Genomic DNA, 13,622 nt, shown 5'->3' on the forward strand with positions numbered 1-13,622 from the left:
AGACCGTGTGTCTGTCACGGTTCAGACACGCAGGGAGATCAGAGCATGGCCAGACCGTTGGATTTTTCGACCAGATCACGGATGCGCACGGCATCACCGATACGAGAATAACGGCCTGAGGAATTCAGCAGCACAATAGCCACCTCCCGATCCTCGATTTTGGTCAACATTACCAGACATTCACCCGCTTCGTTGATGAAGCCGGTTTTGGAGACCTGGATATCCCAGTTGGCGTTTTTGACCAGACGATTGGTGTTATTAAAGACCAGTTGGCGGCCTCGCATGGGCTGGACGGAGTATTGGTCGTTGGTCGTGTATTGCTGAATGCGGGCATGCTGGCTGGTGGCGGTCAGCAGTTTGACCAGATCGCGCGGGCTGGCCACATTGTCGCTGGACAGGCCGGTGGGTTCGACAAAGCGCGTATTGCGCATGCCCAAGGCGCGCGCCTTGTCATTCATGGCGCGCACAAAGGCAGGCAGTCCGCCGGGATAGTTACGGCCCAAGGCATGGGCGGCCCGGTTTTCTGACGACATCAGGGCCAGATGCATCATGTCGGCACGGCTCAAACGCGAGCCGACGCTCAGACGTGAGCTGGAATGTTTGACGCGATCCACGTCTTCGTCGATGATCTCCAGCATTTCATCCATAGGCAAGCCCGACTCGGCAACGACCAGAGCGGTCATCAGCTTGGAGATGGATGCAATGGGACGCACGGCATCGCTGTTTTTCTGGTACAGCACCGTTGACGACTCCAGATCCTGCACAAATGCAATTTCCGAACGCAAGGCCGCATTCTGAATCAGGGCGTCATGTTTGAGGGCATTCAGGGCACGGCGACTATCGTTTTCGTTATAGCTGATAGGCTGCAGGTTTTTTTCGAAAACCAGGTGAGGCACGTTGTAGCTGATGGCGGCGGTGGCTTCCTCCTGGACGGAGGGCTCGGCCAGCGCCAAAGTCTGGGCCAGCGACGAAAGCGAAAAAGGCGCTAGAAATAAAACACATAGCGCACGGCGTATTAATTTATTTGTTCTGGTCTGAGGCATTTTTCAGTTCCCGGAGGGCGAGAAACAGAAGGGCGGAGAGAATTTATGCGCTTATGCTACCAGAAAAAATCCTCTTTATATTAGTATCTTACGGCTCAAAGTTAAAAAAAAATTAAGATGTCTTTGCGGTATCATTAAGAAACTTATTTTTATCTGTATAAAAACACAGTCTATGTCTTTGGTGAAATTTAAAAACAATAAAAAACCTGTTTTTATAAACAGTTTTTTAAATCGTTTGTGGACATCAATATCGCTGGCTTTGGTACTGCCGCTCGCACACGCCGCCTCATTAAGTTGGGATGGCGAGCAGCTCAGCAGTGCCATCACGCCCGCTTCGCCCAGCAGCCAGCAGTTCTTCATGCCAGCGCAAGCGGTACAGGCGCAGGCCTCATCGATTGGCAAGGTGGAGGTTAGCTACCACCATAATGGGCGCGCCATTTTGAAAAGCCGTTTGTGCCTGCAAGGAGGAAAGTGCGTGGATATGAACGGGTCGGTACTCAGCACCAGAGCCTTTGCGGGCCAGGATGCGCGTCTTGGTTTTGTGTTGATGCACGAGGTGTGGAGTTGGGCGGGTAGCACCGAACCGGTGCGCGTCCAGGCTTCGATCCGAGTCAATTACCAGCCTTAGTGTGACTGGCTGCGATGTGCATAATTGTTGTCTGTCTTTGATGCAACGCAAGGTCCAGGCCTAAAGAAACTCGTTCTGCTGCCGATATGTAGTCCTGATGCCCCTCGGGCCCATAACCAGGACTTGTGCATGAACCCCTCAACTTTGATCGGCATCGTGGCCAGCGTGCTGCTGTTTGCCGTGATCTTGTTTTTTACGGCAGAAAATCCCGCCTTGTTTGTGGATTTGCCCAGTCTGGCCGTGGTGCTGGTGGGCACCTTGGCAGCGACCTTTATCAGCTACCCGTTAAGTGAAGTGGTTCGCATCTTTGGACTGATTGGGACAGTGCTGCGTAACGAGCGGCTGTACACCCAGCAGGATATGGATGAGCTGATCAATATCTCCCGCCTGTGGATGATGGGAGATATCCGGGCCGTGGAAGAAGCGCTGGAAAAAGTCGCGAACCCGTTTTTGAAAACCGGCGTTCAGTTAGTGATTGATCGTGCCCCACAAGAAGACATTGAAGATCTTTTGCAATGGCGTATCAGCCGTCTGCGCGCTCGCGAACATGCCGAAGCGCAACTGTTTCGCCTGATGGCCAGCTTCGCGCCCGCTTTTGGTATGGTCGGCACGTTGATTGGTCTGGTCAATTTGATGTTTCTGCTCGGTGATGGCGATATCACCTCGATTGGACAACAGATGGCGCTGGCCCTGATGACCACCTTTTATGGGGTGCTGCTTTCCAATCTGGTATTTAAGCCGGTGGCCGTCAAGCTGGAGCGTCGCACGGAACAGCGGGTGGTCTTGATGAACATGATCATGCAGGGCGTGTCCATGATGAGTCAGCGCCGTGGCCCCGCGCTGATGCGTGAGACGCTGAACTCGTTCATGGCGCAGTATCAGGACGAGATCAATGACCGGGGCGGCCGCGATGACGATGCCGACCCGGCTGCACAGCGAGGTTGATCCCATGGGAAACATGGAGCAAGACCTGACGTTAGGTGAGTTGGCGGATCGCCAGAAAGCCTTGCAAAAGGAGTTGGAGCAGGCCCGGGGAGCCAAGATTGAGCAGCAGCTGGCGAGTAATCTGGGCAGTCGGCGTCGCAGTCGCCCCTGGAACGATCCCGGCCTGGCAGTCCCCGAGGAGGAAGAGGCGTGGCTGACCACTTACCTGGATATGATGACTTTGCTGCTGGTCTTGATGATCGTGATGCTTTCTTTTGCCGGCAAGCGGGCTCAGACTGCGGCTCAGGGGCAAGGGCAGGGGGCAGCAACAGTGATGGCCCAGGCAGGTAAAGAAGGGGCGGGGCTGTTGCCGGCTTCAGCAGGGCTGTTTCCTGAATCGGCGCTCGGTGCCGGACCGGACAAAAGCAATCATGGTTTGGACCTGGATGGTCTGGGAGATAACATTGATGTGGTCATGAATGATCAGTCGGTTAGTTTCCGTATCAACAGCGAGATTCTGTTCAACTCGGGTGGCGCTGATTTGGGGCTGGAAGGGTTGACCGTCCTGCGCCAACTGGCTACCGTCCTGCAAAAATCGGCGCACCCTATTGTGATCGAAGGGCATACCGACTCGGTGCCCATTCGCAGTTATCGCTACCCGTCCAATTGGGAGCTGTCCGGTGCGCGTGCCGGCAGTGTGGTGCGCTATATGGAGGCCAATGGCATAGGCAGTCAGCGTCTGAGCGCGGTCGGCTACGCGGATACGCGTCCCTTGGGTGACAATGCCACGCAGCAAGGGCGTGCAACGAATCGAAGGGTTGAAATCATTGTGCAGATCCCTCAAACACAGACTGAAAGCCCTGCCCAATAAATCGTTAAAACAAAACCCCGGTTTGCATGTCGCAAACCGGGGTTTTTTTTTATCCTGAGCCTTGGTCTCAGGGCGTTCGGATTTAGTCCAGTACGCGCGTGGAGGAAGCCAGGGAGCTGAGATCGAAATTGGGCAGCTGACGGCGCAAGGGCATGATCAGGACGCTGATCACCACCGGCACAATCGCAGCCAGCAAGAAGGATTCCAGCAAGTAATCCATAGGGCCATTGGGACGTGGAAACACAGCCAGGCCGGCAATTAGACCGCCCAGGGTACTGACCGTGGCGGTAAAACCATCGTAGCGGCGGCTGTACAGTCCAAAGAACACGGGAAATGCTGCCGCCGAGCACAGCAAGTCTGCCAGCAGGAACAGGTACAGCACGCTGAAACCTTGCGAGGAAGCGTACAGCACAGGGATGGAGCACACCCAGATCAGGGAACGAGCCAGACTCATCATTTGAGCGGTATTGCGGTGAGGCATGATACGGCCCAGGTCCACCGCAATCAGGCTGGACACTGCGCTGATGGCCGTATCGGCGCTGCTCATCACCAGGGACAGCCCCAGGGGAATCAGCAGCACCAGAAACCAGACAGGAACATGCGGCAAAATCACATTGAACAGTGCCACGGAGCTGTCACCGTGTGAACCCAGGCCCACAAAGGCCAAGCCAAACAGACCCATCAAGAAGATGAAGGGGGCGACAAACAAGCCGCCCAGCAAAAAGCCACGCCGCATGGATTGCGTGTCTTTGGCAGCATAAATGCGCTGCCAGTTGCCCTGGTGAAAAAGGCCGGTCAGCAAAATGGCGACAAAGAAGGTCAGGCCGGCCTTCATTCCCACGGGGTCGCTCAGTTCGATCAGACGCGGGGCTTGCAGCTTGACGCTGTCAAACAAATTCACCGGTCCTCCCACGGCTTGCCAGCCGAACATCACAATCAGAAATAGCATGGGCAGGATGACCAGCATCTGTACTTTGTCGGTAAAGATGGAGGCTCGCAGCCCGCCGTAAGAGGTGTAGATCAGGGTGGCCAGCAGCACAATACTGGCGGTAACCCACAAAGGAATGGGGGCAATCAAGGTAATCATCTTGGACATGGCGGTAATTTCGGCCGTCATGGAGATGAACATGTAAAACAGCATGATCAGCAGAGTCAGGGCATACATGGGACGGCCATAGCGGGCAATCACAAACTCGCTCAGGCTGTGACCGCGTGGCAGCAGTTCGCGCATGCGTTTGCCAAGCGGAATCATGGCCAGTCGTGGCGACATGGAGCCAATGGCATACCCGATCACGGCGCTCAAGCCTCCCCAACTGGCCGCCTGCGCCGGTGAGAATAGAATCCAGGCGCCCAGCGAAGAGGCCAATAAGGTCAGAATTGTGGCCAGCGAGCTTTGACTGTTGCGCGCTACCACAAAGTCTTCCAAAGAGCTGTTGTAGTGGCGGGCATACAGCACCCCGGCCAAAGCAAAGGCGGCAGAAAAAACAATCAGCCACAAAAGGGTGGCGGTTTGGTCCAGCATGAGATCTCCCCAAAAACCCGTGTGAACGGGCACAAACCGGCCCGGCCGGCACGATGCCGGGGACGGGGCGCAGAAAAATGGAGGGATTGAAATGGGGCGTGTGCGCTTGCCAATGCGCCGCACAGACAAGAGCGGGCAGGCTGCCAGGCCGCGTTTCCTTTCCCTTCGCCGGCATGATCCGGATCAGGTTCTAAGGGTTACCGCTGCAATGCGGAATCTCAGCCCGTTAAGGACTCCCCCAGGAACAGGCTCAAAGAGTAGGAGAGCTTCTTTCAATTGTCAATCATACGGTTGGCGGTGTTTTGTGCTATGGTCTGCCCTGCGGCACGGGGTGTCCTTCTTGAAAAGGGCTGAGATAAAACCCGTCGAACCTGATCCAGCTCATACTGGCGAAGGGATGTCCGAAGCTCTAGCCCTGCGTCCGAACCGGGCCGACATCCTCGCCGAATTTTTGCAAGGAATGTCATGTCTGTGGAACACGTCTCGGAACTCTCCCAACAACTGGTTCTGGTCACTGGCGGCGCACGCGGCCTGGGGGCTTGTCTGGTGCGTGCGTTTGCACGTCAGGGCGCCAAAGTTGTCATCAATTACCTGAAAAGTGCAGCCGCTGCCCAGGCGCTGGCGGACGAGTTTCCGCAGCACTGTCTGGCGGTGCAAGCGGATGTGAGGGATGCGACTGCTGTACAAGCCTTGTTTGCCCAGGCGCAGGCACACTTTGGTCAGCCCATCACCACCGTCGTCAATAACGCCTTGCCCGAGTTTTCCTTCAACGGCGATGCCCGCCCTCATGCGGATACCTTGACCTGGTCGCAATTGAACCAGCAACTGGAAGGGATTGTGGGTGGGGCCCTGAACACCACGCAGGCTGCCTTGCCCGGCATGAAGCAGGCCGGTTTTGGCCGCATTATCAATATCGGGACAAACCTGTTCCAGAATCCTGTGGTGCCTTACCACGACTACACAGCGGCCAAGGCCGCCTTGTTGTCCATGACGCGCACCTTGTCGCACGATCTGGGACCGGATCAGATTACCGTGAACATGATTTCCGGCGGTTTGTTGCGCACAACGGATGCGTCCGCGGCTACCCCCGAGGCGGTGTTTGATCTGATTGCGGCCAGTACACCGCTGCGTCGCGTGACCACGCCCGAAGAATTTGCCGATGCGGCCTTGTTCTTTGCCGGTCCGTGGGCTCGTGCCGTAACAGGACAAAATTTGGTGGTTGACGGCGGATTGGTGAAAAACGGATGAGACAACTGCATTTCAATCTGTTCATTATGGGCTGCGGACATCACAAGGCCGCCTGGCGCCATCCCGAATCCCAGGTTGAGCGCTTGGGCGATATCCGCTTTTATGAAGAGCTGGCGCAGATTGCCGAGCGCGGCAAACTGGATGCGATTTTCTTTGCCGATGGTCAGTCCAGCGATAATGTGGCAGATGGACCGCGCTGGTTTCTGGAGCCCTTGACCATGATGGCCGCGCTGGCGCGAGCCACTGAGCGTATTGGTCTGATCAGCACCGTCTCGAGCACCTTTTACACCCCCTTTGTAGCGGCGCGCATGTTGTGTTCCCTGGACCATCTGTCCCAAGGGCGGATGGGCTGGAACGTGGTGACCTCGATGTTTGATGCCGAAGCACGTAACCATGGCTATGAAGCCATGCCTGACCATGCCTGGCGCTACGCCCGAGCCGAAGAATTCGTAGATACCGCACTGAAGCTGTTCGACTCCTGGAGCGACAGTGCCTTGGTGATGGACAGGCAGGGTGATTACGCCAAGGTGGATCAGGTGCGTCAGATCCTGCATAAAGGCGATCATTTCCTGGTGGATGGTCCCCTGACCTTGCCGCGCTCGCCTCAAGGACAGCCGGTGCTGTTTCAGGCCGGTGCGTCTGAACAGGGACGGGATCTGGCAGCGCGCAAGGCCGAAGCCATTTACGCCGTGGCGTATGACTTGCCCTCGGCTCAAGCCTATTACCGTGACATCAAACGACGCGTGCGTGAAGCGGGTCGTGGTGTGGATGTGCCTGTCATGCCGGGGCTGGTGACCTATGTGGGTTCCACCATGCAAGAGGCGCGCCGCAAGCAAGAGGAGCTGGATGCATTGCTGCCTACCCAGACCTCCTTGCGGCAACTGGGCATGTTTGTCGGGCAGGACTGCATGAACTGGGAGCTTGATGCACCGGTTCCGCCATTGCCTGCGCTGGAAAGTTTCAAGGGCCCCAAGGGGCGTTATGCCACCATGCTGCGCATCATTGAAACGGAAAAACCGACAGTCCGGCAATTGTTGGGGCGGATTGCTGCCGGTGGTGGTCACTGCACCATGGTCGGTACGCCCGAGTCCATTGCCGATCAGATTGAACATTGGTGGCGTAATGAGGGCGCCGACGGCTTTAACTTGATGCCTCCGTCCTTGCCCAATGGCATTGGTGACTTTGTGGAGCAGGTCATCCCCGTTTTACAAAAGCGCGGTCTGTTCCGTCAGGAATACGAGCACACCAGCTTGCGGGGGCATCTGGGGCTGGAGCGTCCAGCGGCCTGATGCCCGGAGCAGAAAAAAGCGGGCATTGCCATGGACGGATTTGTCCGCTTTTTCCCTAGGGGGAAGGGGCTACGAAGTTCCTGAAGTTTGCTATCCTTAATGCTTTAATTGTCGCCTGCTTAACGAGCAGCGAGCTGTATAGGGATCGCACTATGAAAACCGCCGTTGTCACCGGGGCCTCCTCAGGGTTTGGGGCTGCTCTGGCCCGTAAACTGGTCGCTGAAGGGCATACCGTGCTGGGCCTGGCGCGTCGTCAGGACAAGCTGGACGCCCTTGCTGCCGAGCTGGGCGAGCGTTTTGTTCCGGTCAGCGTGGATCTGACGGATCGTGCGCGTGCAGATGCGGTGCTCGGCGACCTAATGGCCCGGTTCCCCAATATCGATGTGCTGATCAATAATGCGGGTCTGGCGCTGGGCGTGGACAAGGCTCAGGATGCCAAGCTGGAGCAATGGGACACCATGGTGGCCACCAATATCAGCGCGTTGCTGCACATTACGCACGCTTTGCTGCCAGGTATGGTCAAGCAGAACAAGGGCCACATCATCAATCTGGGCTCGACGGCGGGCGAATATGCCTACGCAGGTGGCAATGTGTACGGCGCCACCAAGGCTTTTGTGCATCAACTGGGCCTGAACCTGCGTGCCGACCTGTCGGGTACGGCAGTTCGTGTGTCTACCGTGGCTCCTGGCCTCTGTTCCGGTACGGATTTCTCTACCGTTCGTCTGGGCGATAAAGTTAAAGCTGCTGCGCTGTACCAGAACGTGGATGCGCTGACGCCCGAGGACATCGCCAACACCATTGCCTGGATCATGAACGCGCCTGCCCATATGAATGTCAACTACATCGAGTTGATGCCGGTGGCGCAAAGCTTTGCAGGCTTGAGCGTGCATCGCAAGGCTTAAGCTTGGCGACCGGCCCTGGTCTGGCTTGATTAGACTTGGGCTCCGGTCTTACACTGCAAACGTCTTCAGGGCGGGGTGAAATTCCCCACCGGCGGTAAGGGAGCCATTCCCCAGCCCGCGAGCGCTTTCCGCCAGAGAAAGGTCAGCAGATCAGGTGAGAAACCTGGGCCGACGGTGAGAGTCCGGATGAAAGAAGATGAAGCATCGCTGCCTTGATCACAAGGCAGCGACGTGTTTTATTGTTGCCCAGAGGACGCATTGTTTAATCAAGGATGCGTTCAAATGAAAAATCTGAAAATCTCCCCTGCATTAGCCGTTGGTCTTTTGCATGAATTTTGCGAAGGAGCGTGCTGATGTATACCGGAATTGTTAAAGCGGTTCGTCCTCTTACCGCGGTCAAGGCCGAGCTGGGCCGTACCGAGTTTGAAATTGATTTCACCGACGAATTGCTGGTGGATCTGCAACTGGGCGCCAGTGTCAGCGTGGAAGGCACATGCCTGAGCGTGACCAGTATTTCCGGCCACAAAGTTACTTTTGATGCGATTCCCGTCACGCTGGAGCGGACGAACCTGGGCACGCTCAAGACAGGTGATCTGGTCAATATCGAACGATCGGCCAAGCTGAACGAGGAAATTGGTGGTCATGTGATGGCTGGCCATATCGCAACGACTGCTGAAGTGCTGGAACTGAGCATTACCGAGGCCGGCAACCGTCTGCGTTTTCAGATGCCGGAAGATTGGGCGAAATACGTGTTCCCGCGTGGTTTTCTGGGTGTTAATGGCTGCAGCCTGACCGTGGCGGACGTGGAGGATGGCGTTGTGACCATCAATCTGATTCCCGAAACATTGCGCCAGACAACATTTTCTCGTTACAAGGCAGGCGATAGACTCAATATCGAAGTGGATCAACAGACGGTTGTTCTGGTTGACGTGCTGGAGCGTACGGTGGCAGGCACGATGGCGCGCGTGATGCCTGGTTTTAAAGGCTGAGTCACGCATGAGTTAAGTGCAAAGGGCCGCTAGTTCTAAAACTGGCGGCCCTTTTTGTGTGTCTGTGCTTTTTAAGCACTCATAAAGCTCGGAATGAAATGCAGTACAGGTGCTAGAGAACATAGCCACTCTAGTGACGATCAGCCATTTTCCAATGGCCTGATGCGCTGCGCACCAAAGCTTGCTCCGCTATTGATTCAGTGTTTCCAAGACAAAATCAGCGCGGTTTTCTACGCTTGTTTTGGGCAGCAGGCGCACTTGGTATCCCAGCAGGGGATAGACACGCTCCAGACGTTCATACTCATGCAAAGCCGCGTTCATGTCGTGACGGCGCTCTGGATCAACTTCGTATATTTCAGGCCAGGGGGGCGTAAAGAACACCTGTGAATGATAAGGGTGAGTCTTGTTGAGTTCGTCCAGCAGTGGAGTACCTGTTAACTCTTCTAAAGCAGCTGCGGCGTCAATCAATCCTCGATCAAAAAATACCCAAGGGCCATCTTTGGGCGCGGTTGAGTAGTCAGTCTGCGCGACCTGTATCGCTTCTTTCAGGAAGGCCTCCATATCCTGCCAGGGGAGGGCAGAGCCACCATTGACCCACTGCTCCTGCACGATACGCCGTCCAGGCTCCTGTATAACCGTATAGCCACGATTTTGTAGCTCGGATAACAGAGTGGATTTACCGCCGCCGGAGCAGCCGGAAATGAGGACAAATGTAGACATAAAGAAATCCAGATCAACAAAGGATAAAGGCTTGGCGACGATGCGCCGCGCCCCGAAACTAAGACCGGAGGGAAGGAGGGAAGGAGGGAAGGAGGGAAGGAGGGAAGGAGGGAAGGAGGGAAGGAGGGAAGGAGGGAAGGAGGGAAGGAGGGAAGGAGGGAAGGAGGGAAGGAGGGAAGGAGGGGGCCTTATTTTAAGGCTGGGACGGGAAATGGTGAAATGCCTGGCCTTGAGTACATAACTTCCTAACACGCTGGTAAGTAGGCGTCTTTCATAAATAATAAAATGCAATTAACGGAAAAGAAATACAAGCATTGAAAAAAACGTCTGCAACAAAAAGAGGGCGGTTTGGGTGAAGAAGCGGCAGGCTGACACGGCTGGCTACCGATCAACGCATGGGCACACGTGTACGGTCAGATGCATTCTGTTCGGATTTCCGTCTTTTTAGAGTTTGTTCTGTTCGGAAATCCGAACGGAAAGGGGCGTATTGTTGGTGCTAATACAATCAGCACACAAAAAATGACTTGTTTTTCAATAGACTAATGTCAGCAAAGAGTCTTGGCACAGTTGTTGCTTTTAACTCCGTACAAGAACCCCAGTATTGGGGGCCCTTAATAAAAACGGAGAGATGACATGACTGATTGCGCCGCAACGGCTAACACTCGTCTGGAGAAAGACTTGCTGGGTACGCGCCCCGTACCTGACTCGGTATATTTTGGCGTACACACCTTGCGAGCCGTCGAAAACTTCAGGATTACGGCGACAACTATCGCCAACTACCCCGATTTGATCCGAGCCCTGGCACAGATTAAAGCGTCCGCCGCACAGGCCAACCATGCACTGGGCGCATTGGATGCCGCCAAGAAAGAAGCGATTGTGCAGGCGTGCCGGGAAATTGAGGCTGGCCAGCATCACGACCATTTTGTGGTGGATGTGATTCAGGGAGGGGCAGGAACTTCTACCAATATGAATGCGAATGAAGTGATCGCTAACCGTGCTCTGGAAATTCTGGGTCACCAACGCGGGCAGTACGCGTTCCTTCACCCTAATGAGGATGTAAACCTGGGGCAATCTACCAATGATGTGTACCCCACCGCCTTGAAACTGGCTGCCTATCAGGGTGCGGCCCGTTTACTGACTGCCTTGGAGTATTTGCAGCAAGCCTTTGATCGCAAAGCCCACGCTTTCAAAGATTTGTTGAAAATGGGGCGCACGCAGTTGCAGGAAGCAGTCCCCATGACACTCGGGCAAGAATTTGCGGTTTACGCCGGCATGATTGCCAAAGATCGCCTGTGCCTGACCGAGGCCATGCAAGAGCTGTGTGAAATCAATCTAGGCGCGACGGCGATCGGGACGGGGATCAATACGGAGCCACGCTATGCCGAACTGGTTACGCGCCTGCTGTCCTCGAACACGGGTATCAGTCTGCGTAGCGCATCGGATCTGATTCTGGCCACGCAGGACTGCAGCGCGTTCGTACAGCTGTCCGGTGCCTTAAAACGCATTGCCGTCACCTTGTCCAAGACTTGCAACGACTTGCGTTTGCTCTCAAGTGGTCCACGTGCAGGCATTGGTGAGATCAATTTGCCTCCTCGCCAGGCGGGCTCTTCCATCATGCCCGGCAAAGTCAATCCCGTTATCCCAGAAGCCGTCAGTCAGATTGCCTTTGAAGTCTTTGGTAATGATGTGACCGTCTCTTTTGCAGCCGAAGCCGGTCAGCTTCAACTTAACGCGTTTGAGCCCATTATCGCCCACAGTCTTTACAAGAGCCTGCGTCATCTGCAGCGTGGATGCATGATTTTGGCCGACTACTGCGTGGACACGATTACCGCCAATCCCCAGCGTCTGGCAGACAGTGTCAGCAACTCCATCGGCTTGGTCACGGCGCTTAATCCGTTGATCGGCTATACCGCGGCCACCGCTATTGCCAAGCAGGCGCATGAAACCGGTAAAGGGGTGGCTGAGCTGATTCTGGAGCAAGGTTTGTTAAGCGCGGACGAACTGGCTCAGGCCTTACAGCCTGAGCAACTGATCGCGCCGCGCGCCTCCAAAACCACGGAACAAACTCTTTAATTAAAAATCGACAGGCCCGCGCACGGGCCGATACGGGAGATGAACGCATGAAGCTGAATAAGCAAACCACATGGATTCTGATTGCCATGGTACTGGGCGTGGTAGTGGGTTATATCTGCCACAAGATGGCCGACACCCCTGAACAGGCGCATGCCATTGCCAGCTACTTTGGCATGGTGACGGATATGTTCCTGCGCTTGATCAAGATGATCATTGCTCCGTTGATTTTCGCCACGCTGGTTGCCGGTATGGCCAGCATGGATGATGCGGCAACTGTTGGACGTATCGGGGGCCGTGCTGTGGGCTGGTTTTTGCTGGCCTCGCTGGTATCGCTGACGGTAGGGTTGATTTTTGCCAATATCTTCCAGCCTGGTGCGAATGTTGGCATTCCCTTGCCGGCCGAATCGGCTCATTTGGGGGTGGATACCTCGGCGCTGAATCTGAAAACGTTTCTGACGCATGTTGTGCCACGTAACTTTTTTGAATCCATGTCCAAGAACGAGATTTTGCAGATCCTGGTGTTCTCGGTATTTTTTGGACTGGCCTTGGGCAAAGTGCGTGGTAACCCTCAGGCCAACATCCTGGCGCAAACGATTGAGGGCGCAGTGCCAGTGATGCTGACCGTCACCAACTACGTCATGTACTTTGCACCACTGGGCGTGTTTGCCGCTGTTGCCAATATCATCACGACCGAAGGGCTGGGTATTTTGGCCGTCTATGGCAAGTTTCTGGGCAGCTTTTATGCCACCTTGGTGGTGCTGTGGGCGATTTTGCTTGCCGCGGGATTTCTGGTGCTCAAGGGCCGGGTATTCACCCTGTTCAAAGAAATCCGTCAACCGATGTTACTGGGCTTTTCGACGGCCTCCAGCGAAGCCGCCTATCCTCGTTTGATGGAAAAGCTGGAAGTGTTCGGTGTACGCAAGCGTGTTATCGGTTTTGTCCTCCCGCTGGGTTATTCCTTCAACCTGGACGGCTCCATGATCTATACCGCTTTTGCGGCGCTGTTCATCTCTCAGGCATATGACGTGCCGCTCACCATGCAACAGCAAATTATCATGCTGTTGGTGTTGATGATTTCCAGTAAAGGTATTGCCGGCGTACCACGCTCTGCGCTGGTCGTCGTGGCAGCAGTTTTGCCTATGTTTGGGCTGCCTGAGGCTGGTGTATTATTGATCATGGGCATTGATCACTTTCTGGACATGGGCCGCACTGCGACAAATGTATTGGGTAACGGCATTGCCACAGCCGTTGTCGCTAAATGGGAAGGTGCCATCGATGCGCCTGACCAGGCGGACAGCAAGGCGGCAGGCTCACCACAGCCCCAGCCCGAGCAGGCAGGCCCGGACTCAGCACCCGCTGTCGCCTGACGTCTTCCGTGTCGATATAGCGGCTGTTTACTAAATATTCTGCGTA

General features: G+C 55.3%; 13 protein-coding genes and 3 riboswitches. Of the genes, 10 read left to right on the plus strand and 3 right to left on the minus strand.

What is annotated here, in order from left to right; translation table 11 throughout:
- Positions 1–38 precede the first annotated feature (38 nt).
- Complete coding sequence (gene pbpG / locus ACOZ42_RS07920; protein ID WP_100214771.1) at positions 39–1,043, minus strand: D-alanyl-D-alanine endopeptidase; 1,005 nt, start codon at positions 1,041–1,043, stop codon at positions 39–41.
- Positions 1,044–1,278: 235 nt separating this feature from the next.
- Here pbpG and ACOZ42_RS07925 point away from each other — a divergent pair, with 235 nt between their 5' ends.
- From ACOZ42_RS07925 to ACOZ42_RS07935, 3 genes are all read left to right on the plus strand, one after another.
- Positions 1,279–1,671, plus strand: coding sequence for a flagellar protein FlhE (locus ACOZ42_RS07925; protein ID WP_230406305.1), 393 nt, complete (start codon positions 1,279–1,281; stop codon positions 1,669–1,671).
- A gap of 129 nt (positions 1,672–1,800) precedes the next feature.
- On the plus strand, positions 1,801–2,616 hold the full coding sequence (locus ACOZ42_RS07930) for a motility protein A (RefSeq protein WP_003800126.1): 816 nt from the start codon (positions 1,801–1,803) through the stop codon (positions 2,614–2,616).
- The gene (locus tag ACOZ42_RS07935; RefSeq protein ID WP_426345793.1) at positions 2,582–3,466 is read left to right on the plus strand and encodes an OmpA/MotB family protein; all 885 of its coding nucleotides are present in this window, start codon (positions 2,582–2,584) and stop codon (positions 3,464–3,466) included. The genes ACOZ42_RS07930 and ACOZ42_RS07935 overlap by 35 nt, the downstream gene beginning before the upstream one ends.
- Before the next feature lie 82 nt (positions 3,467–3,548).
- Here ACOZ42_RS07935 and ACOZ42_RS07940 read toward each other — a convergent pair whose 3' ends face one another.
- Positions 3,549–4,988: a sodium:solute symporter family protein gene (locus ACOZ42_RS07940; protein ID WP_426345794.1), complete on the minus strand. Its 1,440-nt coding sequence runs from the start codon at positions 4,986–4,988 to the stop codon at positions 3,549–3,551.
- Positions 4,989–5,130: 142 nt separating this feature from the next.
- A riboswitch (TPP riboswitch) is annotated at positions 5,131–5,238 on the minus strand.
- Between the two features lie 67 nt (positions 5,239–5,305).
- Positions 5,306–5,403: riboswitch (TPP riboswitch) on the plus strand.
- 50 nt (positions 5,404–5,453) lie between these two features.
- On the opposite strand from ACOZ42_RS07940, the gene ACOZ42_RS07945 reads away from it, so the two are divergent.
- From ACOZ42_RS07945 to ACOZ42_RS07960, 4 genes are all read left to right on the plus strand, one after another.
- Positions 5,454–6,236 (plus strand): 3-oxoacyl-ACP reductase, encoded by a 783-nt coding sequence (locus ACOZ42_RS07945; protein WP_059317650.1) that lies wholly within the window; start codon positions 5,454–5,456, stop codon positions 6,234–6,236.
- Complete coding sequence (locus ACOZ42_RS07950; protein ID WP_003800121.1) at positions 6,233–7,525, plus strand: LLM class flavin-dependent oxidoreductase; 1,293 nt, start codon at positions 6,233–6,235, stop codon at positions 7,523–7,525. The genes ACOZ42_RS07945 and ACOZ42_RS07950 overlap by 4 nt, the downstream gene beginning before the upstream one ends.
- A 152-nt stretch (positions 7,526–7,677) precedes the next feature.
- Positions 7,678–8,427, plus strand: a complete 750-nt coding sequence (locus ACOZ42_RS07955; RefSeq protein ID WP_426345795.1) for an SDR family NAD(P)-dependent oxidoreductase — start codon at positions 7,678–7,680, stop codon at positions 8,425–8,427.
- 57 nt (positions 8,428–8,484) lie between these two features.
- Positions 8,485–8,629, plus strand: a riboswitch (FMN riboswitch).
- 151 nt (positions 8,630–8,780) lie between these two features.
- Positions 8,781–9,416 (plus strand): riboflavin synthase subunit alpha, encoded by a 636-nt coding sequence (locus ACOZ42_RS07960; RefSeq protein ID WP_426345796.1) that lies wholly within the window; start codon positions 8,781–8,783, stop codon positions 9,414–9,416.
- Positions 9,417–9,605: 189 nt separating this feature from the next.
- On the opposite strand, the gene ACOZ42_RS07965 is transcribed toward ACOZ42_RS07960, so the two are convergent.
- The gene (locus ACOZ42_RS07965; protein WP_240208710.1) at positions 9,606–10,136 is read right to left on the minus strand and encodes an AAA family ATPase; all 531 of its coding nucleotides are present in this window, start codon (positions 10,134–10,136) and stop codon (positions 9,606–9,608) included.
- On the opposite strand from ACOZ42_RS07965, the gene ACOZ42_RS07970 reads away from it, so the two are divergent.
- The 3 genes from ACOZ42_RS07970 to ACOZ42_RS07980 all read left to right on the plus strand — a co-directional run bounded on the left by ACOZ42_RS07970 (position 10,117) and on the right by ACOZ42_RS07980 (position 13,576).
- Entirely contained in the window at positions 10,117–10,377 is a 261-nt protein-coding gene (locus tag ACOZ42_RS07970; protein WP_426345797.1) for a hypothetical protein, read from the plus strand. The two genes, ACOZ42_RS07965 and ACOZ42_RS07970, sit on opposite strands and share 20 nt — an antisense overlap.
- Positions 10,378–10,769: 392 nt before the next feature.
- A complete protein-coding gene (locus tag ACOZ42_RS07975) occupies positions 10,770–12,209 on the plus strand; it encodes an aspartate ammonia-lyase (protein ID WP_426345798.1) in 1,440 nt (479 codons plus the stop codon).
- Positions 12,210–12,256: 47 nt separating this feature from the next.
- Positions 12,257–13,576 (plus strand): dicarboxylate/amino acid:cation symporter, encoded by a 1,320-nt coding sequence (locus tag ACOZ42_RS07980; protein WP_336579539.1) that lies wholly within the window; start codon positions 12,257–12,259, stop codon positions 13,574–13,576.
- The last annotated feature ends 46 nt before the right edge of the window (positions 13,577–13,622 follow it).

Source organism: Alcaligenes sp. HNGD-HTN06, from assembly GCF_049932565.1.
GTDB lineage: Bacteria > Pseudomonadota > Gammaproteobacteria > Burkholderiales > Burkholderiaceae_B > Alcaligenes > Alcaligenes ammonioxydans.

What these genes read in the sequence shown, in the direction of transcription:
- ACOZ42_RS07970 (WP_426345797.1), top strand. Translation starts at nt 10,117, where the DNA reads ATGAGGACAAATGTAGACATAAAGAAATCCAGATCAACAAAGGATAAA.
- ACOZ42_RS07960 (WP_426345796.1), top strand. Translation starts at nt 8,781, where the DNA reads ATGTATACCGGAATTGTTAAAGCGGTTCGTCCTCTTACCGCGGTCAAG.
- pbpG (WP_100214771.1), bottom strand. Translation starts at nt 1,043, where the DNA reads ATGCCTCAGACCAGAACAAATAAATTAATACGCCGTGCGCTATGTGTT.
- ACOZ42_RS07980 (WP_336579539.1), top strand. Translation starts at nt 12,257, where the DNA reads ATGAAGCTGAATAAGCAAACCACATGGATTCTGATTGCCATGGTACTG.
- ACOZ42_RS07965 (WP_240208710.1), bottom strand. Translation starts at nt 10,136, where the DNA reads ATGTCTACATTTGTCCTCATTTCCGGCTGCTCCGGCGGCGGTAAATCC.
- ACOZ42_RS07975 (WP_426345798.1), top strand. Translation starts at nt 10,770, where the DNA reads ATGACTGATTGCGCCGCAACGGCTAACACTCGTCTGGAGAAAGACTTG.
- ACOZ42_RS07955 (WP_426345795.1), top strand. Translation starts at nt 7,678, where the DNA reads ATGAAAACCGCCGTTGTCACCGGGGCCTCCTCAGGGTTTGGGGCTGCT.
- ACOZ42_RS07945 (WP_059317650.1), top strand. Translation starts at nt 5,454, where the DNA reads ATGTCTGTGGAACACGTCTCGGAACTCTCCCAACAACTGGTTCTGGTC.
- ACOZ42_RS07950 (WP_003800121.1), top strand. Translation starts at nt 6,233, where the DNA reads ATGAGACAACTGCATTTCAATCTGTTCATTATGGGCTGCGGACATCAC.
- ACOZ42_RS07940 (WP_426345794.1), bottom strand. Translation starts at nt 4,988, where the DNA reads ATGCTGGACCAAACCGCCACCCTTTTGTGGCTGATTGTTTTTTCTGCC.
- ACOZ42_RS07935 (WP_426345793.1), top strand. Translation starts at nt 2,582, where the DNA reads ATGACGATGCCGACCCGGCTGCACAGCGAGGTTGATCCCATGGGAAAC.
- ACOZ42_RS07930 (WP_003800126.1), top strand. Translation starts at nt 1,801, where the DNA reads ATGAACCCCTCAACTTTGATCGGCATCGTGGCCAGCGTGCTGCTGTTT.